Source organism: Lacticaseibacillus daqingensis (assembly GCF_003946115.1).
Lineage (GTDB): Bacteria > Bacillota > Bacilli > Lactobacillales > Lactobacillaceae > Lacticaseibacillus > Lacticaseibacillus daqingensis.
The window spans coordinates 395683-414579 of sequence record NZ_RHOH01000001.1 but is presented as its reverse complement, the minus strand read 5'-3'; the positions used below and the strand labels follow the sequence as shown (position 1 = coordinate 414579).

The 18897-nt window shown below is 61.8% G+C and carries 17 protein-coding genes and 1 pseudogene; 3 read left to right on the top strand and 15 right to left on the bottom strand.

Annotation, left to right across the window (positions count from 1 at the left end; translation table 11 throughout):
• Positions 1 to 175: 175 nt before the first annotated feature.
• The 8 genes from EKM88_RS01645 to EKM88_RS01615 all read right to left on the bottom strand — a co-directional run bounded on the left by EKM88_RS01645 (position 176) and on the right by EKM88_RS01615 (position 6974).
• The gene (locus EKM88_RS01645; protein ID WP_125702435.1) at positions 176 to 1063 is read right to left on the bottom strand and encodes a helix-turn-helix domain-containing protein; all 888 of its coding nucleotides are present in this window, start codon (positions 1061 to 1063) and stop codon (positions 176 to 178) included.
• Positions 1064 to 1087: 24 nt separating this feature from the next.
• Positions 1088 to 2521, bottom strand: coding sequence for a glycoside hydrolase family 1 protein (locus EKM88_RS01640; protein ID WP_125702434.1), 1434 nt, complete (start codon positions 2519 to 2521; stop codon positions 1088 to 1090).
• A gap of 14 nt (positions 2522 to 2535) precedes the next feature.
• The gene (locus EKM88_RS01635; protein ID WP_263853022.1) at positions 2536 to 4374 is read right to left on the bottom strand and encodes a beta-glucoside-specific PTS transporter subunit IIABC; all 1839 of its coding nucleotides are present in this window, start codon (positions 4372 to 4374) and stop codon (positions 2536 to 2538) included.
• Positions 4375 to 4473: a PTS transporter subunit EIIB gene (locus EKM88_RS13470; RefSeq protein ID WP_225418406.1), complete on the bottom strand. Its 99-nt coding sequence runs from the start codon at positions 4471 to 4473 to the stop codon at positions 4375 to 4377.
• Positions 4474 to 4561: 88 nt separating this feature from the next.
• A complete protein-coding gene (gene licT, locus EKM88_RS01630; protein WP_318530861.1) occupies positions 4562 to 5410 on the bottom strand; it encodes a BglG family transcription antiterminator LicT in 849 nt (282 codons plus the stop codon).
• 325 nt (positions 5411 to 5735) lie between these two features.
• Positions 5736 to 5942 carry a hypothetical protein gene (locus EKM88_RS01625; RefSeq protein ID WP_125702646.1) on the bottom strand — a complete coding sequence of 69 codons (207 nt, stop codon included), beginning with the start codon at positions 5940 to 5942 and terminating at the stop codon, positions 5736 to 5738.
• 24 nt (positions 5943 to 5966) lie between these two features.
• Positions 5967 to 6518, bottom strand: a complete 552-nt coding sequence (locus EKM88_RS01620) for a hypothetical protein (protein WP_225418405.1) — start codon at positions 6516 to 6518, stop codon at positions 5967 to 5969.
• A 36-nt stretch (positions 6519 to 6554) separates the two neighbouring features.
• Entirely contained in the window at positions 6555 to 6974 is a 420-nt protein-coding gene (locus EKM88_RS01615; RefSeq protein WP_125702432.1) for a MarR family winged helix-turn-helix transcriptional regulator, read from the bottom strand.
• Positions 6975 to 7065: 91 nt separating this feature from the next.
• Between EKM88_RS01615 and EKM88_RS01610 the strand changes: the two genes are divergently transcribed.
• Positions 7066 to 8424: an MFS transporter gene (locus EKM88_RS01610; protein WP_125702431.1), complete on the top strand. Its 1359-nt coding sequence runs from the start codon at positions 7066 to 7068 to the stop codon at positions 8422 to 8424.
• 53 nt (positions 8425 to 8477) lie between these two features.
• Here the strand turns inward: EKM88_RS01610 and EKM88_RS01605 are convergent, their stop codons facing one another.
• The 3 genes from EKM88_RS01605 to EKM88_RS01595 all read right to left on the bottom strand — a co-directional run bounded on the left by EKM88_RS01605 (position 8478) and on the right by EKM88_RS01595 (position 11369).
• On the bottom strand, positions 8478 to 9917 hold the full coding sequence (locus EKM88_RS01605) for a 6-phospho-beta-glucosidase (RefSeq protein WP_125702430.1): 1440 nt from the start codon (positions 9915 to 9917) through the stop codon (positions 8478 to 8480).
• A 761-nt stretch (positions 9918 to 10678) separates the two neighbouring features.
• Positions 10679 to 11005, bottom strand: coding sequence for a PTS lactose/cellobiose transporter subunit IIA (locus EKM88_RS01600; protein ID WP_125702429.1), 327 nt, complete (start codon positions 11003 to 11005; stop codon positions 10679 to 10681).
• Positions 11006 to 11048: 43 nt separating this feature from the next.
• The gene (locus EKM88_RS01595; protein ID WP_125702428.1) at positions 11049 to 11369 is read right to left on the bottom strand and encodes a PTS sugar transporter subunit IIB; all 321 of its coding nucleotides are present in this window, start codon (positions 11367 to 11369) and stop codon (positions 11049 to 11051) included.
• Positions 11370 to 11500: 131 nt separating this feature from the next.
• Between EKM88_RS01595 and EKM88_RS01590 the strand changes: the two genes are divergently transcribed.
• Complete coding sequence (locus EKM88_RS01590) at positions 11501 to 12208, top strand: GntR family transcriptional regulator (protein WP_125702427.1); 708 nt, start codon at positions 11501 to 11503, stop codon at positions 12206 to 12208.
• 44 nt (positions 12209 to 12252) lie between these two features.
• A complete protein-coding gene (locus tag EKM88_RS01585) occupies positions 12253 to 13626 on the top strand; it encodes a glycoside hydrolase family 1 protein (RefSeq protein ID WP_125702426.1) in 1374 nt (457 codons plus the stop codon).
• 76 nt (positions 13627 to 13702) lie between these two features.
• Here the strand turns inward: EKM88_RS01585 and EKM88_RS01580 are convergent, their stop codons facing one another.
• The 4 genes and pseudogenes from EKM88_RS01580 to EKM88_RS01565 form a co-directional block, all read right to left on the bottom strand.
• Complete coding sequence (locus tag EKM88_RS01580; protein ID WP_125702425.1) at positions 13703 to 15502, bottom strand: heavy metal translocating P-type ATPase; 1800 nt, start codon at positions 15500 to 15502, stop codon at positions 13703 to 13705.
• 46 nt (positions 15503 to 15548) lie between these two features.
• Positions 15549 to 16742 carry a DUF998 domain-containing protein gene (locus EKM88_RS01575; protein WP_225418404.1) on the bottom strand — a complete coding sequence of 398 codons (1194 nt, stop codon included), beginning with the start codon at positions 16740 to 16742 and terminating at the stop codon, positions 15549 to 15551.
• A gap of 161 nt (positions 16743 to 16903) precedes the next feature.
• Positions 16904 to 17829 (bottom strand): annotated as a pseudogene (locus tag EKM88_RS01570) (ABC transporter ATP-binding protein).
• Positions 17822 to 18874: an ABC transporter ATP-binding protein gene (locus tag EKM88_RS01565; protein ID WP_125702423.1), complete on the bottom strand. Its 1053-nt coding sequence runs from the start codon at positions 18872 to 18874 to the stop codon at positions 17822 to 17824. The pseudogene EKM88_RS01570 and the gene EKM88_RS01565 overlap by 8 nt, the downstream one beginning before the upstream one ends.
• Between the last annotated feature and the right edge of the window lie 23 nt (positions 18875 to 18897).

Below are 18897 nucleotides of genomic sequence, written 5' to 3'. Positions count from 1 at the left end.
CGCGGGGGTGGGTTTTCAGCTCAGTAACCCCCACGCTTTTTTCCGGGACTGCGGTCGCACCACGATGCGTCCAGCTCAGGCCAAACCGACAGCGCCCCTGTCACCCCCAAGTGAGGAATGGCAGGGGCGCTGTCTAATGTGCTGGGCTCAGTCGCCGCACGCGGACCGGCTGGCGCTAGGTCACCTTTGGCCCTGGCCGCCGGTGAATGTGAGTGAACGCAATCGCCAGCTCGTCGGCAACAGCCGCGTTATCGGTGCGCCGCAGTAGCTCGAGCAGCTGTTCCAGCCGGGCCACGGCCTGCGCGTCCCCTTGAACGTAACTGAATAGCAGGCTCAAGAACCGGCGCCGCAGCCGCAACGTGAGCATAGTCGGCGGCAGGCTGAGCGCTTGAAGCAAGTTCTCGCTGACCGCCGCTAGCGGTAACTCTCGGATGATCAAGGCCCGATGAACGCTGAGCAGCGCGTCAACGGCCCCTTCAAAACTCCCGCGCCCCAAGGCATGAATCGCAGGGAGATCCGCCACGATCAGCTTGGCGATGGCCAGCGCCCGGGTCGGCGGCAGGATGGTGGCCACGTTGGCCACGGTCTGCAGGGCCGGCAAGTACCAGTGGGTGGCGGCGGCGAGCTTGTCCACCAGCGCCGCCACGTCTCCCGGTTTGAGCAACACTTGGCCCGTGAGATCAAAATAGTGACTCGCCGCAAAGGCCGCTCGCACCAAATCGCGCGCCTCGTGGGTGACGTGGTAATCATGCAGTGCGCGCTGACACAGCGCCGCCAGCGCCGGCGCATCGCGCGCCCGGTAGCGCTGGTCCAGCTGCGCCGCGAATTGCGTCTGCGCGCTCGCCGACTGGTCCGTCATCGCGATGTATTCCGGCAGGGTGACCCCCATCCGGCGCAGCAGCTGACTCAGCAGGCCCAACGGCAGGTCCGCCTGCCCGCGCTCAAAACGTGACAGCGCCGCGCCGGACACCAGCCCCGCGGCCACCTCGCGTTGGGTGAGGTGATGATCCAACCGAATTTGTTTGAAAATTGTCCCGTACACGCGGGCGCCCCCTCCTTTCATGCGCGTTGCCGCCAGAGCCGCGACTTACAGCACTTCGCCGTTAGACGCGATCACGCGCTTGTACCACTCAAACGACGCCTTTCGGTCTCGGCGTCCGCTGCCTTTACCCAAGTCATCCAGCGCCACGTAGATGAACCCGTAGCGCTTGCTCATCTGGCCCGTTGACGCCGACACCAAGTCGATGCAGCCCCACGGCGTGTAGCCGATGGCCTGCACCCCGTCTTGAAGCGCGCTCGCCAGCGCGTGAATGTGCGCCTTCAAGTAGCTGATGCGGTAGTCATCCGCCACCACATGGTCCGGGGTCGGATGGTCGACTGCCCCGAGCCCATTTTCAACAATGAAGACGGGTTTTTGGTAGCGGTCGTTAAGCGCATTCAGCGCAATGCGCAGCCCAGTCGGGTCGATCGGCCAGCCCCAGTCCGAGTCTTGCAAAAACGGGTTGTGCACCCCGGACGCCAGATTGCCGGATGCCATCTCGATCCACTGATTGCTCAGCGTGCGCGACATGTAGTACGAAAACCCGATGTAGTCCGCGGGATTGGCGCGTAAGGTGGCCAAGTCCTCGGCGGTGATCGCCAGGGTTTCAAAGGCCACCCCACCACGGGCCATCATTGCCGCGGTGTAGCTCGGATAGGCCCCCCGCACCTGCACATCGCTGCAGAAATAATTGAAGGCCTGGTCCTCTTGTAGCGCCATCAGCTGATTGACCGGATTGGCGTCATAGGCATAGGTCGTGGCGTACAAAATCATGCACCCGATCTGCAAGTCCTCGCGCAGCGCGTGGCCCAGCGCCGTGGCCCGGGCCGCCGCCACGAACTGATTGTGCCACGCCTGGTAAATGGCGCGCATTCCGCTTGCCCCAGGCCGCTTAGGGAGCCCCTGACTCATCGCCGGAAAATGCAGGGCTGCGTTGATCTCATTGAACGTCATCCAGTAGCGCACGCGGTCGGCGTAGCGCGTCAGGATGGTGCGCGCGTAGTTTTCAAAGAAGTCGATCAGCTGCCGGTTTTTCCAACCGCCATACACCGTGACCAGGTGTAGCGGCATCTCGTAGTGGCTCATCGTCACCACCGGCTGAATGCCGTACTTCAAGCACTCATCGATCACCCGGTCATAAAACGCCAGCCCCGCCTCGTTCGGTGTGGCGTCATCCCCGTTGGGGAAAATGCGGCTCCACGCGATGGAGAAGCGGTAGCACTTGAACCCCATCTCCGCCAAAAGCGCAATGTCCGTCGCATAGTAGTGGTAAAAATCGATGCCGCGCTGATTTGGGTAATCGTACTTCCCTCGGTTGATGGCCCAATCAAACTGCGGCGCATTGATGAGCGCCAGCCGGTGCGGGCCGCCGGGGAAGACATCGGCAACTGATAGGCCCTTGCCGTCTTCTAGGTAGGCCCCTTCGATCTGGTTGGCGGCCGTTGCGCCACCCCAAAGGAACTGTTCGGGAAAAATTGACATACGCACTCCTTTCGCTAACCCAGTGTCAGCAAGACATCGTTGGGGGTGACCTGCCGCTTCGTGGTCGGGCTGATCGCGGCAAAAGCCTTGGTGTTCGTCACGATGATCGGCGTGGTGACATCACGACCCGCGGCGCGAATCGCGGCCAAGTCCGCCTGGATCAGCAGATCGCCGCGCGCCACGCGCTGGCCCTGGTGCACAAACGCCTGAAACGGCGCGCCGTTAAGCTCAACCGTGTCGAGGCCAATGTGAATCAAGAGCTCAACGCCGTTATCGCCCTTGAGGCCGATGGCGTGCTTTGTTTCAAACACCATCTCGACCACCCCGTCAAACGGGGCGACCACTTGCCCATCGCTGGGCACCACCGCCACCCCGGCCCCGATCATGCCGGTTTGGAACGCCGGGTCGGCCACCTCATTCAAGGGCACCACCGTCCCGCTCATCGGCCCGTACACCTCCACTGGGGGCGTCACGCGCGCCGCACCGGTGGCGGTCACCGGCGTCGCCGAGACCAGCGGCGCTTCTGGGGTCACCGCCGCTGCTGGCGCGGCCGGCGTCGACGAAGCCGCTGGCGTCGCTGAGGCAGGCGTTTCATCCGCCACCTGGTCGCCGCCAAACAAAAGCGTCAGCCCAAACGATAAGACGATGGCGATGGCGGCCACGATGCCCGCGTTGATCAGGTTGCTCGGCACGCGCGCATTCATGAACTGCGGAAGGGAAATCAGCGATGGGACCGCAAACGCGAACGCCCGCAGGTGCACCAGCCCCATATACAGGCCGGCCACCCCACCGGCGATCATCGCCGCGATCATCGGCCGCTTATACTTCAGTGTGACCCCGTACATCGCCGGCTCCGTGACGCCAGCGACAAGTGCGGAAACGGCCGCTGCCGTGGCCACCTGCCGCGTGTCCGCGTGCTTGGTGCGCAGCGCAACCGCGAGGCTTGCCGCCCCCTGCGCCAGGTTGGAGGCCAGCATGGCGGGCATGATCAAGGCGTCTGGCGTCGCCACCGAGGCAGCCAAGAAAAGCGGTGCGAACGCCCAGTGCATCCCTGTCATCACGATCAGGGGCATCCCTGCAGCCAAAAGCGGCATCGCGAGCCAGGCCGCCCGTGCTTGTGCAAAGCGCACCACAAACGAGAGTCCCTGCCCGGCCCAGGTCCCCAGCGAGCCAATGATGAACAACGCCACCAGTGCCACCACAAAAATCTCCACGAGCGGCTTCAGAATACTTTTGAGACTCGCGGGCACCGCACGGTCCAGCAGCCCCTCAAAGGGTTGCATGAACCAAACCACCAACAGGATCGGGATCACCGAGCTGGCGTAATTCGCGGCGGTCATGGGCAGCCCCATAACATGGATGGGCCGCCCCGCACCGACCAGCGCGATCAGGCTCGGGTGAATCATGATCCCGGCCATCATTACCGCCATCATCTGATTGACCCGGAAGTACTTTGCCGCCGTGATGGCTAATTCGATCGGCAGGAAGTAAAACGGGGCGTCCCCCAGCACGCTCAACACCGTGTAGGTTTGGCTACTGGCGGCAAGCCAATTCAGCCCGGTCAACACGATCAGGAGCACCTTGATCATCCCGCCGCCGATCAGCGCCGGAATCAACGGCGACATGCAGGCCGAGATGAAGTTGGTGAAGCGATCCAGCAGGTTCCCGGTCACCGGCTGTGCAGCGGTCGCCGCACTCGCCGGGGCGAGGTCCCCCAACTTCATGATCTCGCGGTAATAATCCGACACCGCGTTGCCGATAATGACTTGATACTGGCCCGATTGCCGGTTGACGCCGACGACCCCGGGAATCGCCTGCACTTGTGCGTCCGACACTTGCCGCTCGTTGCGCAGCTAGAACCGAAGCCGCGTGACGCAGTGAGTCAGGCGCGTAATGTTGCCCGCCCCGCCCACGGCATCGTAGATCTGCTGACTCGACGTTTTTACACTCATTTTTGAACTGCCCCTTTCAACTAAAAAGACCCAGTCCGCGACAAACACGCGAACTGGGTCATGCTCCAAGTGATAACACCCCAACAACTCATAAATTTTTGACTAAGCGGCTGATGTGCAGCGTCAACGCCAGCCGCTCCGCACTACTGATGGTGAACTCGTACCGGTCCGCCACAAAGCGCGCGATTTCTTTGGTGCACGCGTACGCCTTGGGCGCACGGCGTTGGACCACCGCCAGCACGGCCTCATCTTCCTCATCGTAATGCTGCCGTTGGAGGATACGCAGGGCGAAGAAGTGCAGGTGCGTGATGAAACGGTGGTAATTCAACGAATTCTCGTCAAACTCGGTGTGAAAGTAATCCCTCACCAGCGCCTCGCAGCGGCTGACGATTTGCGCCGCCTCGCAGGCCACCTGCTGATCCGGCCCGGGTGCGCTTTCCGCATTGATAAAATGCTCCGCGATAAACGCGGCCTCATCATCTCCCAGATTGATCTGCTCCGCTGCGTTGAGCACCTGGACAGCCTTTCGCCCCACGGCATACTCCTCGGGGTAGGCCCGCGCAATGTCCCATTTCAGCGGGTTGACCAGCACGATCGCCGCCTTGGCGCGCTTCACGGCCATGTTGAGATGATCCGTCAGGTTCACGTAGATGATCTCGTTGAGCGGCTTGCCCAGTTTGATCTTGGCGTAGTTGATGACCCGCTCGGCCACCTCGATCTCGCTCATCGGCACCTCGATCACCAGGTTGGTGAACCGATTCAGCGTCTCGCGATCCTTGAGGACAAACGTTTTTTCCACCTTGGCCATCGCCAGTTCTTGACCGCGCCGCCGGCCAAACGCGACGCCGGCGCCCATAACCAACACATCCAGCCCATCCGGATTCGTCACAATGGCGGCATTACTGTTCAGAACGCGTTTGATAATCAGCTCGAACACCTCCTGTTCGGGTCGCGCGTGTCTGGGTGGCGGTGCACGCTCATGACGCACTGGCGCTCACGCGGCGCACCACCCTGACGCGACCCCTTAACGCAAAAAAAAGACTTGTCCCCGTCAATGATCTGGCGTGGATAAGTCATGCTCAATCTCTTGATAACACCTTATACCGTTCTTATGTCAATGCGCCTGCGCATGCTTACCCGTGGCAATCACATCTCAACGCAGTGTTATTTTAACAAGGACTGAAACCGGTGTCAAACCAGATCACTCACTTCGCCCGCCAAGGCCCCCGGCCATGCTTGGGCGGTCACCGGCCCGGCGCGTCTCAGTCGGCCCAATCAATGGCGGCTAACCGTGCTTCTAGGCGCGCGATTCGCGCCGTCACCGTTTCGATTTCGGCCTGCACCGCGGCGAGATCATCGCCGCTGGCACTGTAGCCTTTGTAGTACGCCGTCATATAGTCCACGTCTTCAAGCTGCGTCAGTCGCTGGCGCAACGCCCCGAGCTGCCGCACCAACGCTTCATGTGTCATCTGTGCCACTGCGCACCGCCTTTCTTAAGCGCGCGCATTCGGTGGGTCCAGCTGCGGCCCGGCTCCGTTGCGCGCCAGCACCCAATCATCGTTATCCCACATTTCGGTGGCGCGGCGACCGCCAAAATAGTCCCACCGCGACTCGCACTCCATCTCCACCAGCGTGCCGTCCAGGCCCAGTGTGACCCAGTTGTAGCTGCCGTTTTGGTGGCCAAACTTGACCCAGTACACGGGAAACGCAACCGACTGACCGGCGGCGGTGATAAAGTCCCGCCGCTGCGACTCGATCCGCATAAAGTTCAGCCCCCGGGCGTACGCCGCATCAACGGTCGTCATTACCTGAGTCGCTTGCGTCCGCGCCTGCGTCTGGCTCAGGTGCGCCGCTTGGGGCACGTGCGTCAGATTTTTGAGACTGAGGAGGCGCTCGCGGTAAAATACGCCAATGATGCGCGGCCCGTTGTACTGGTACACACCGTCAGCCTGAAACCGAAAAATCGTCACAAGCTGATCATTGCGGCGCTCCTGCGTCTGCGTCACTAACCGAAAATCTGCTGGAAAGGGGACTAATGCCCGCATGACATCCTCCTGTTTCATCTGTGTCAACTCCTTTGGTTATTGGGCCAGCCGCTGAAGAATCAGTTGAAACTGCTGCCGCTCGGCCGCTGTCAGCGGGGCAAGGAACTGCGCCTGCGCCGTCTGGAGGCACTCCAGCACCACAGGATACAGCGTCGTGCCCTGTGGCGTCAGCGACAACACGAAGCCCCGCCGATCTTTGGGGTTGGCCTTTTTGGTCAGGTAGCCCAAGCCCGTGAGGCGTTGAACCGCGCGCGTCACGTTACTGGCGTTCACGCCGGTCAGCTGCACCAGCCGCTCCTGCGGCAGATCGCCAAACTCGTGCAGCTTGATCAAGTAGTAGTACAAGCTCCCCGACAGGTCATACCGCGCCAGGGTCTGGTCCAGGATCTGCACATACCGCCGGCTGAGCGCCGGCAAGTCCTTCAAAAAATCAATGTCATTCGCACCTGTCGTCATGCGCCACCTCTTTAATTAATTTATTTGCTTGCGCAAGCAAATAATAACCGATATACTGACTGCTGTCAAATCTAATCTTGGAGGTCACCGTATGAATTCACAACGCCGCGGCTGGCTAGTCGTTGCCTTGTACCTCGCAACGCTTATCACCGCCATTGAATCCACCATCGTCGTCACCGCTACGCACGCGATCGCCATTGGGCTGGGGGAGCGGCGCGTCACGTCCCTGCTATTTGCCACCTACCTATTCGCCAGCGCCCTCGTGACACCGATCGCGGGACACCTGTCGGATGCTTGGGGCAAGAAGCGCCTGTTCCAAGGTGGCCTGCTGCTGTTTCTCATCGGCACCGTGGCCTGCGGACTGGCGCAAAACGGTGGCGTCCTCCTGAGCGCCCGCGTCGTTCAAGGCGCGGGCGCCGGCGCCATCATGCCCATGGTGTTCGCCTTGATCGGGGAGTGCTTTTCCCTGCAAGCGCGGGGTCGCCTCATGGGCCTCAACAACTCCGCCTGGGGGCTGGCCTCCCTGGTCGCGCCGCTACTAGGCGGGCTGATCCTCCAGCGCTTCTCGTGGCACTGGCTGTTTTTCCTCAACGTACCGCTCATTGTGTTGGTGCTCGACATCATTCAGTTCGCCTACCAGGACCCCCAGCCTGCGCAAGCCATGGATACCCAAGTGCTGCGGCAGTTTGCCGGCCTGACGCTTGGGCTGTTCGTTCTGCTCAGCGGCGTTCAGGGGCTCGGCACGCAACCGCTGACGGGCCTCCTGCTCATCGGCCTCGGCCTCGGTGGCCTGGTCTGGTTCGCTCGAACCCAACAGCGCCAAGCCCACGCCGTCATGCCGGTGGCGCTGCTGCACCACCCCGCGTTTCGCCAATACACCAGCTGCATTTTGCTGATCAACGGGGCGCTGATCGGCTTTCAAGTCTACCTGCCGCTTTGGGTGCAAACCGAGCGGCACCTCACCGCCACCGCAGCGGGCCTGGCCCTGTTACCGTCCTCGCTACTGTTTATCCTCAGCGCGGCCGTTGCCACCCAGCTTGCGGCGCGGGTCGGGCGCCTGCCCCTGCTGCGGGCCAGCCTGCGCCTCGGGCTCGGGGTGTTTCTGCTGCTCAGCATGCTGCCCCCAAGCACTCCCTACTGGGCCCTCCTCGCGCTTTCAAGCGTCCTCGGGTTCAGCCTCGGAACCGGCGTCACCATCAGCGTCATCGAAGCGCAGCGCTTCGCCGATGCGACCAACCTTGGCACCGTCTCAGGCTTCATCACCCTGTGCCGCACGCTGGGACAAAGCTTCATGATCACCAGCCTAGGCGTCCTGGCCACGCTGATGGTCAACCGCACCCACACCACCATCGCGGGTTACCACCTGGTTTTCTTGGCCACAGCCGGGCTCTTCGTTTTCCTGCTGCTGTACTTGCGCCGCGGCAAACCGACGCCGCCCTCGCGTTCATAACGCCCCAAGTCAAAAAAACTGCCGCGTCTCAGAGACACGGCAGCTTTTGCGCGTTACAGGATTTCCCCGTTGCTTTGAATCACTTTTTGGTACCAGTAGAACGAGTCCTTGCGACTGCGGGCGAAGCTCCCTTCGCCTTCATCGTTGGCATCGACGAAGATCAAGCCGTAGCGCTTCTTCATCTCACCGGTGGAGGCACTGACGATGTCGATCGCGCTCCACGGGGTGTAACCGATCAGGTCGCAACCGTCTTCCACCACCGCTTTTTCCATTTGCAGCACATGGTCGCTCAGGTAGTCGATGCGGTAATCGTCGTGGACGCTGCCATCGGCTTCCACCTTGTCGTAGGCGCCAAAGCCGTTTTCAACGATGAACATCGGCTTGTGCCAGCGCGCCTGCATCCAGTTCATGGCGTAGCGCAGGCCGACTGGGTCGATCTGCCAGCCCCAGTCGGAGCGCGGCACGTACGGGTTGCGGACGGTGGAGACGGATTCGTCGTAGTCCATGTCCGGGTTATCGTCCTTGAACTCGACGACGCTTGAGTTGTAGTAGCTGAAGCCGACGTAATCCACGGCGCCCGCCTTCAAAATGGCGCGGTCCGCGTCGGTCACGTCCACGTGGATGTCCTTCTTGGCCCAGTAGCGTTCCAGCCATACTGGGTAGGCCCCCAAGGCGTGCACATCCCCGTAGTAGTAGCGGTAGCGCATCGCCCGCTCGGCCATCATCACGTCTTTGGGCTTGGCGGTCAGCGGGTAGATCGGGCCCATGGCGATCATGTCCCCAACCATCAGATTCGGGTCGATGGCGTGCGCGATCTGCACCGCCTGCGCGCTGGCCACCAACTCCAGGTGCGCGGCCTGGAACATCGCTTCTTCCCAGTTATCCGAGTCGTCAAGCACGAGCCCGGAATTTTGCAGCAGGGGATGCGAATCGTGCCAGTTCGTCTGGTTGTTGATCTCGTTGAACGTCATCCAGTAGCGCACCTTGTCGTGATAGCGCCGGAAGCAGACCTCAGCGAATTTGGTGAAAAAGTCCACCACTTGCCGATTGCGGAAGCCCCCGTACTCGGTCACCAGCTTCAGCGGCAACTCAAAGTGCGACAGCGTGACGATCGGCTGGATCCCATACGCCAAGCACGTGTCGAACACGTCATCGTAAAACGCCAAACCGGCCTCGTTCGGGGTCGCCTCGTCGCCGTTCGGGAAGATCCGCGTCCACGCAATGGATAGGCGGAAGCACTTGAAGCCCATTTCGGCAAACAGCTTGATGTCTTCCTTGTAGTGCGTGTAAAATTCCACGCCCCAGTGGTTCGGGTACACTTGCCCGGGCAACACGGCGGGATCCTCGACGCGTTTCACGTCCTTGGACCCGGCGCGCATCACGTCGGCGATGGACAGGCCCTTGCCGCCTTCCTGCCAGCCGCCTTCCACCTGGTGCGCCGCCGTGGCGCCGCCCCACAAAAATCCGTCTGGCATCTGATATCCTTTTGTCATTGTCTAACGCTCCTTCTCATTTTACCGCCGCGCGCCCCCCGGCACACCAGCGGCTTTTGCCTCTTCATTCATCATACTAAATCCCCCCACCGCATTGCACGGTTGGGGTCGTGCTCCGGCCGGGCCGAATCTTCGGCTCTGGCAGGTCAGGGCTGGAACGCTACGGGCACGACTTGAAGCCAGCGCCAAGTGCGCGCCGTCTTCAAGCTCGGCCTTCTTGTAAGCGGCAAGCCGCTAACAAGAATTTCGTGGCTGAGCCCTGACCTGCCGCCGCCTACGATGCGGCCCGGCCGGAGAACACCACAACGCCCACGAGACAGTGTCTCAGTATGCCACAAATCCTCATCTCCGTGTCTCAAATCATACATGGTGTCGGAGTGACATTGGCACGCTTATCGCAGCATAACGTCACAGCGACAGGCACGAGTGACTGGTATCAGTTACGTCGGGGCGTGCCCGGGGACAGTGGGCAGAGTGGGCTGGGCGTCAGGGGTGAAGGCATCAGCGCAAGCTGATGCGCGCAGAATTGATGACGAGTACGCGAGCGAAGCGAACACTCGGCATCAATTCTAGCCGAAAACACCGGGTTATGGTGTTGGAGGTGGCGCCACTCCGTTCCACGCCCGAGCCCACGGCGCCCACTGTCCCCGGGCACCCCCAGCCCTGGCCTGCCAGAGCCGGAGATTCGGCCCCGCTGAGCGCCACGAGCCCCAGTCAAAACAAAAGCCGGGGCAGCGACTGCCCCGGCAATGTGTGGCAAGTTACTTTTCGGCCAGGCGCTTGTAGAGGTCAACGATCTCGCCTGCGAGGTCGCGGAACGTCAAGCTGGTCATCAAGTGGTCTTGCGAGTGAACCATCAGCAACGTGACCTTGGCGTGGTCGCCGTTGGCTTCAGCCGTCAGCATCTTGGTCTGCGAGTTGTGTGCTTCAACCAAGAAGCCGTCCGCTTCCTTCAGCTTGGCGTCAGCCTTGTCGAAGTCGCCTTCCTTGGCGGCGGCGATCGCCTCGAACGCGGAGCTCTTGGCGTTCCCGCCGTTAATGATGAGCCCCATGATGGTTTCCATGTTCTGTTCTTCTTCTTCAGCCATGATTACTCCTTTAGATTAATGCGTCAGTCGCAGTTTTTGGGTGTTAGCCTTCAGCCTTTTCGATCGAGGTCAGGGCTTCTTTCAGCACCTTTTCGCCGTTCATCATGCCGTAGTCCTGCATGTTGATGACTTCAACTGGGATCTCAACTTTCTTCTGGAACTGGCTGAGCATGTAGCGCACTTGAGGGCCGAGCATTAAGATATCCGGGTGCTTTTCGGCCAGCATGTGGTCAGCATCGGATGAAGCGGTTGCAAAAATTTCAGCGTCAACGCCATCAGCGGCGGCAGCCTTTTGCATCTTTGATACTAAGAGACTCGTGGACATCCCCGCGGAGCACACAAGCATAATCGTCTTTTCTGCCATAATTAACCTCTCCCTTGGCTCAAATATTTTTTTCGCGGCGATGTTTAACCGCTTTCATTACAATGCTATAATAATACGTGGGTACCAATAAAACAAGTACCTGTGATTAGGAATTTTGTGGAGGGGCGCGTATGTATCACGAAATCGCAGAGGAACTGATCCAGGCCATCGAGGCGGGGCAGTTCACAACCAAGCTGCCCACGGAGCAGCAATTGATGACTCAGTACCAGGTCAGTCGCAACACCATTCGGCGGGCGATCGACGTGGTGTACCAACATGGGCTGTTGCGCCGCGTCCAGGGCAGCGGCTACTACGTCAACGAATTGCAGCTGCAGGGCAAGATGACGGTCAATTTGTCCATCGGCGCGGGCAAGTCGCTGGTCAAACACGGGCCCCTGCAGTCGAAGGTGGTCACCTTCGATAAGGTCAATGCCGCAGAGATACCGCTGGCGCAAACCATGAAGATCTCTCCCGATGAGGACCTGTGGCGGATCATCCGCCTGCGCTACCTCAACGGGACGCTATACTGTCTGGAAGAGGCGTACTACATGCGCGATGTGGTCCCGTTCTTGTCCACCGAGGCGCTGGAGACCTCCGTGTTCGACTTTCTCAAGGACACCTACGACATCGACCCATACTCCAGTGACGACTTCATGTCCCTGGTCACGCTCGGCCCCGATAAGGCCGACCTGATGGACCTGAAGCCCGGCACCGCCATGCTGTCCTTGGCGCAGATCAACTACATGCGCAACAACGTGATTTTCAACTTCTCGCGCTCGGTTTACGCCTACCCAGGCTTCAGTTTTTACTTCCACTCGGCCCACCTCAGCAGCAACTGATCTCAGGGTCAAAATGTGAACGCTTACGACTAGGAGGAGACGCAATGAGTCAAGCACTACCAACCGGGTTCCTATGGGGCAATTCCACATCCAGTATGCAGACCGAGGGCGGTCAAAAAGAGGGCGGCCGCGGCCCATCGGTGTACGACCCGCGCCCGGCCGGCCCGAACAACATGGACTGGTCGACCACCATTGACGAGTACCACCGCTATGAAGAAGACTACGACCTGATGCAGCAGATGGGCATGACCTGCTACCGGTTCCAGATCGGCTGGAGCCGCGTGTGCCCCACCGGTGACGGCGATTTCAATCAGGCTGGCATCGACTTTTACCGCGGCCAGATCAAGGCGCTGATCGCCCGCGGCATCACGCCGATGATCTGTCTGTACCACTTTGACATGCCGCTGGCCTTGGCGGAAAAATACAACGGCTTCCTCAGCCGCCACGTAGTCGACGCCTTCGTGCGCTTCGGCAAGCGCATGGTGGATGAGTTTGCCGACCTCGTGCCGTACTGGCTCACCTTCAACGAGCAGAACCTCTACTCGACCAGCTACTCACGCGTCTACGCCGGGTGCCTGGAAGGCGGCGAATCCGACGCCGAGATCTTCACCATCACCAACCACGTGATGAGCGCGCACGCGCAAGTCGCCAACTACCTGCATGCCCACACCGAGGCCAAAATTGGCGGCATGCTCGCCTACGAGGAAGTGTACCCAGCCACCAGCAATCCGCTGGACAACCAGTACGCCCGCCAGCTCGACGAGTTCATGAACCGCAACCTGCTGGATGTGTTCGTGCGCGGCCACTACTCCAACGAAGTGCTGACCTACCTGGCCAACCACAAGATCGACATGGACTTCACCGAAGCCGATCAGGCCGCGTTCGATGACCTGTACAGCGACTACATCGCCTTCTCGTACTACCGCAGCGACCTGATCGATTCCGGCCTTGTGCCGGTCAACACCAGCCCCCTGCGCTACCTCGACTACGGCAACACGCGCAACATCTACACCCGCTACAATGAATGGAATTGGAACATCGACCCGCGCGGTTTTCGCGACATCATGACCAAGGTCTACAACGCGTACGGCCTGCCGCTGTTCCCGATCGAAAACGGGATCGGTGTCCGCGAGCCAGACACCACCGAGCAGATCCAAGACGACTACCGCATCGACTACCACCGCCAGCACATCCAGGCGATGAAGGACGCGATCTTCGAAGACGGCGTCACCGTCCTCGGCTACCTCGGCTGGGGTCTGATCGACATCCCCGCCTCTAGCGGCAACATGGACAAGCGCTACGGGGCTGTGTACGTCAACCGCACCAACAGCGAAGTCCGCGACCTGGCCCGCATCCCGAAGAAGTCCTTCGGGTGGTTCAAGCAGGTGTTTGCCTCCAATGGGGCAGATCTGGGGTGATCGGCCCGCAAAAAACAGGTGCTTCCGTTGCCACAAGGGCAGGAAGCACCTGTTTTTGGTGTCACCGGATGACTGCTCAGGCTAGCGTCGCGTCCCGCCGCCCCTTGCGCGCCCGTAGCGCATAAAGGATGGAGACGGTATCGACGACTTCTTGGAACATCGCGCCGATGATGGCCGGGATCACCCCGAAGCTCGCGATCAGCATCAGTCCCGTGCAGATGAGAATGCCGATCCACACCGCTTCCTTGGCGATGCGCATGGTGTCCTGGGCGATCAAGACGGCGCTGGCGACCTTGGTCAGGTCATCGCGTAGCACCACCGCATCGGCGGACTCGGAGGCGGCGGTGGCACCGTGCGCGCCCATCGCGATGCCGACGTCGGCCACCGCTAAGGACGGCGCGTCGTTGACCCCGTCGCCAACCATGATGACGGGCCGGGCAGCGGGTTGCAGGCCGTCGAGCACGGCGATTTTGTCCGCCGGCAGCTGCTCAGCGTAGACGTGGTCGATCCCGACTGCTTGGGCGACCTGGGCCGCGATCGGCTGCGCGTCACCGGAAATCATCAGCGTGTCTTGCACCCCCAGCGCGTGCAGCGTCTGAATCGTCCGCGCCGCTTCAGGGCGGGTGCGGTCGGTGAAGGTGATGACGCCGGCGTACTGATCGGCCACGCTGACGTAAACAGCGGTCGCGTCGACTGGCGCTGGGGCCCCCACGTAGCTGGCCTTGCCGACGCGCACGGCAAGACCTGCCACCGTGGCCGACACACCGAAGCTCGTGGCCTCCTGCACCGCCGTGGCCGGCAGTAGCTTTTGGGCGCCCACCGCCGTCACCAGCGAGCGGGCCAAAATGTGTGTGGACTGCTGCTCCGCGCTGGCCGCCAGCTGCAACAGCGCCTCGGGCGTGCGTCCGGCCACCGGCTGCACCTGATCCACAGCCAGCACACCTTGGGTAATGGTGCCGGTTTTGTCGAACGCCACGGTGCGCGCGGTCGCCAGCTTCTCGATGGCAGTGCCGGACTTGACGATGATGCCGGCGCGGCTGGTACGGCTCATGCCCGACACCAGTGCCACCGGGGCGGCCAAGATCAGTGGACAGGGACTGGCGACCACCAGCACCTCTGCCAGCCGCACGGGGTCGCCGGACAGCGCCCAGGCCGCGCCGGCGATCGCATAGGCCACCAAGGTGAACGGCACGGCGTAACGGTCGGCCATGCGAACAAAATGGGCCGGCCGGGCTTCGGACTCCTGCACCAGCCGCACGATCCCCTGGTACTGGCTGTCGGCGGCCGTTTGACTGACGCGCACGGTCAGGGCCGCGTCGCCATTGACCGTCCCACTCATCAGGTCACTACCCGGCTGCTTGGCGACCGGGCGGGATTCGCCGGTCAGGCTGGCTTCATCGACAAGGCTTTCACCGGCCACGACCACGCCGTCCACCGGCACCAGCTCCCCGGGCTTGACCACGATAGTCTCGCCCACTGCCACGGTTTCGACCGCCACACTGACCAGCTGCTCGCCAACCAATCGGTGCGCCGTTGTTGGCGTGTTGTCGAGCAACTGCTTCAGATCGCGGTTGGCCACATGCGCCGCGTAGTCCTCCAGCGCATCACCCCCGGTCAGCATTAGCAGCACGATCAGCGCCGCCCAATATTCTCCCACGGCCAGCGTCGCCACCACCGCCGTGATGGCCAGCAGGTCCACGCCAAACGACCCCGCCCGCAGCGTTTGGATCATATCGAGAAACATCAACAGCGCGATCAAGGCCCCCATCACCGTGATGATGCCTTGGGCCCACAGGGGTTGCTGGAGGCCAAATGCGCACAGCAGCGCCACGGCCCCCACCGTCAAAACCTCCCACAAGCGACGATAATCTCGCATCAGAATCCCACCTTTCCTCAGCTCTTATCTTTTAATTATAACCATTCTAATCTGAGCCGTCAATCCCGTGGGTGATCGTGATCGGCCAAGCCGCGGTTCCTTCCGCCGCCAGCGCGCGAATGCGGCTGAACAGCAGCAGCAACCAGCCGAACGCTAGCGCAAAGCCCTGGATTTCAAACGCGGTCAACGACGGGTAGCGAAACAGCCGAAAGCCGAAGTTCAGCAGCAACAGCGCCACCGCCACGACGTATGACCCGGCAAGAAATTCCCGGGTGACCCCGGGCAACAGCCAGCGCACGCCGATGATCAGGAGCGTGATGAGTGTGACCAGCATCCCCGCGGCCTCATCGTGCAAGGCGTGCGAAGCCGCGTCGTTGGGGAACACCCCCACCAGCCCAAGGTCAACCGCCACCAGGATCAACAACCAGCGCAACGTCGTCAGCCGCCAGTTACGCGGGTATTGTTCATGCAGCTGCACGAACAGGTAGTCGACCAGCGCAATCATCAACAGCGCCGACATCATCAGCGTCAGGTTGAACGACCACGCGTTGCTGGCCATGCGGGTGCCCAAGAAACTTAGGTTGTACTGCCACCAGCGCCGCTCCCCGTTGGCGGCCATCGAAATGACCACCCCGGCAATGACCACGATCGTCAGCAGTGTGCTCAGCGTCGCCCCGTTGATCGATAACGCCGCGGTCACCATGAAAGCGTTGGTCAGGAGCGTGAACACCAAGAACAGTAGGCTGGCTGTCACCAGGTCAAACCGCGCGCCGGGAAACATCTGACCGAACACCCAGAACAGCCCGAGCAGCGCGACCCCGAGAATCACGGTGAAGGCCACGAGAATGACCGGGAAGTTCCGCCAGTAGATGCGCGGGGAAAACTGGTTGTCCGGGTCATGCCGCGTTTTGATGAAAAAGCCGGCAAACAGCGCCACCCCAGCCAGCAACCCGCAGCCGATCACGAAGCTCGCCACCGAGTCCGTGCCCCCGGTCAGGCTCATGCTGGTCGCCCCCTGGAGCACCCAGTACACATACACCCCGAGCGTCATCAGCACCGCGACCGCCAGCGGCCACAGCATGAACAGCCGCCGGTTGCGCAGCCGCACCGCGGGTTCCGGGCGGATCACTAACCCGTTATTTTTCACCACCAACTGCATCGGCGTCCCCGCCGTCAGCCCCAGCTGGTCGCACACGTCCTTGGGCAGTTGAACCGACTGCCGCGGCGTCACTTGTTTCACATTCATGCCTCCATTATCGTGCTCCCTTAACTATACCGTATTCGTCAGGCTGTGCGCGGGCAAAAGCGCGCGCGGGCCCTCACAACCCAAAAAGCGCCGGCACGCACCAACCCGATGTCGGATTGGTGCGTGTCGGCGCTTGCTTAGAGATGTGTCGTTGGCTACGCGTCCGCCCTGTACGCCGCGGCCTCTGCCGCCGTGGCCAGGACAAAGTGCCGCGGCCTGACTTCGACCATTTCGCGCGGCTGATCATCGGCAATGGGGGCGGTTGGCGGGGCCGGCCGCGTGCGCTCGTGGGCCGGGTCCGGCACCGGAATGGCCGCCAGTAGCCCCTGCGTGTACGGGTGCAGCGGGTGCGCATAGAGTTCTTCCGCCGCGGCCAGCTCCACGATGCGCCCGTCGTGCATCACGGCGATGCGATCCGAAATGTACTTGACCATCGACAGGTCGTGCGCGATGAACAGGAAGGTGAGCCCCTGCTTGGCCTGAATGTCCTTGAGCAAATTGACCACCTGCGCCTGAATCGACACATCCAGGGCCGAGATCGGCTCATCCGCAATGATGAACTTCGGCGCCAGCGCCAGGGCGCGGGCAATGCCGATGCGCTGACGCTGCCCCCGGAAAATTCATGCGGGTAGCGCGTCGCGTGGTCGGCGTTCAACCCCACCATCGCCAGCAGTTCATTGATGCGGGCCGTGCGCGCGGCGCGATCGGGCACCAAGTGGTAACTGTCCAGCCCCTCCGCGATGATGTCGGCGACTTTCATGCGCGGGTCCAGGCTCGCGTAAGGATCCTGAAAAATCATCTGGGCCTGGCGCCGAAACGCGCGCATCGCCGCACTACCTTCGCGCAGGCCCGCGATGTCTTGACCTGCGAACTGGATCGTCCCGCCGGTCGGCTGATACAGGCGGATCAGGCTGCGGCCGGTGGTGGTTTTGCCCGAACCGGACTCGCCGACCAGCCCCAGCGTCTCGCCTTCATACAGGTCAAAACTGATATCTTGGATCGCGCGCACCTCATCCGCCCGACCGGCGTTGAAGGTCTGCACGAGGTGGCGCACTGCCACCAGCACAGTTGGCTCAGTCATTCGCGTCCCCTCCCAACTCGTGCGCTGCCCACTGCGCGTACCGGCGCTGGATCTCCGGCGGCGGGGTGACCGCAGGGGCGTCCGGATGCAGCAGCCACGTGGCCGCCGCGTGCGTCTCGGACACCGGGAAAAACGGCGGTGCTTCGACCAAGTCGATCGCCATGGCGTACGGATTGCGCGGTGCAAAGGCATCCCCCACCGGCGGCGCCAGCAGATCCGGCGGCGTGCCCGGAATGGCGAACAGCCGCTTCGACTTCGTGTTAAGCGTCGGCATCGCCTCCAGCAACCCCCAGGTGTAGGGGTGCTGCGGGTGGTAGAAGAGCTCATCCACCGTCCCGTACTCAACGATGCGCCCGGCGTACATCACCGCCACGCGGTCTGCGATCCCAGCCACCACCCCGAGGTCATGGGTGATGAAAATGATGGCCGTGTCCAGCTTCTCCTGAATGGCCTTGAGCAACTGAATGATCTGCGCCTGGATCGTCACATCCAGTGCGGTGGTCGGTTCATCGGCGATCAGCACCTTCGGCCGGTTGATGATGGCGATCGCGATCACGATCCGCTGCCGCTGCCCCCCTGAGAACTGGTGCGGGTAGTCCTTCAGCCGGCGGGCGGCATCGTGAATGCCGACCAGCTCCAGCACCCGCACCGCCTCCGCCAAGGCGGCCTTGCGCGAGATCTTGTGGTGCAAGCGCAAAGGCTCTGCGACCTGTTTGCCGATCGGCATGGTCGGGTCCAGGCTGGTCATGGGGTCTTGAAAAATCATGGCGACCTCATTGCCACGCATGGCGTTGAAGGCCTGCGCCGACTGCCGCAGCACATCCGTCGTCCCGAGGTGGATCTGGCCGGCCACCACCGTCGCATTGGCGGCCAACAGCCCCATGAGCGCGCGCACCGTCACCGACTTGCCGGAGCCGGATTCGCCCACGATCGCCAGCGTTTCGCCCGGCGCCAAGTCAAAGCTGACCCCTCGCACCGCATGCACAGGCCCCGCAAAGGTCTGAAAATCGATGGTCAACTGATCGACCGTTAAAAGTGGTGTCATCGCAATTCCTCCCTTTTCACCCC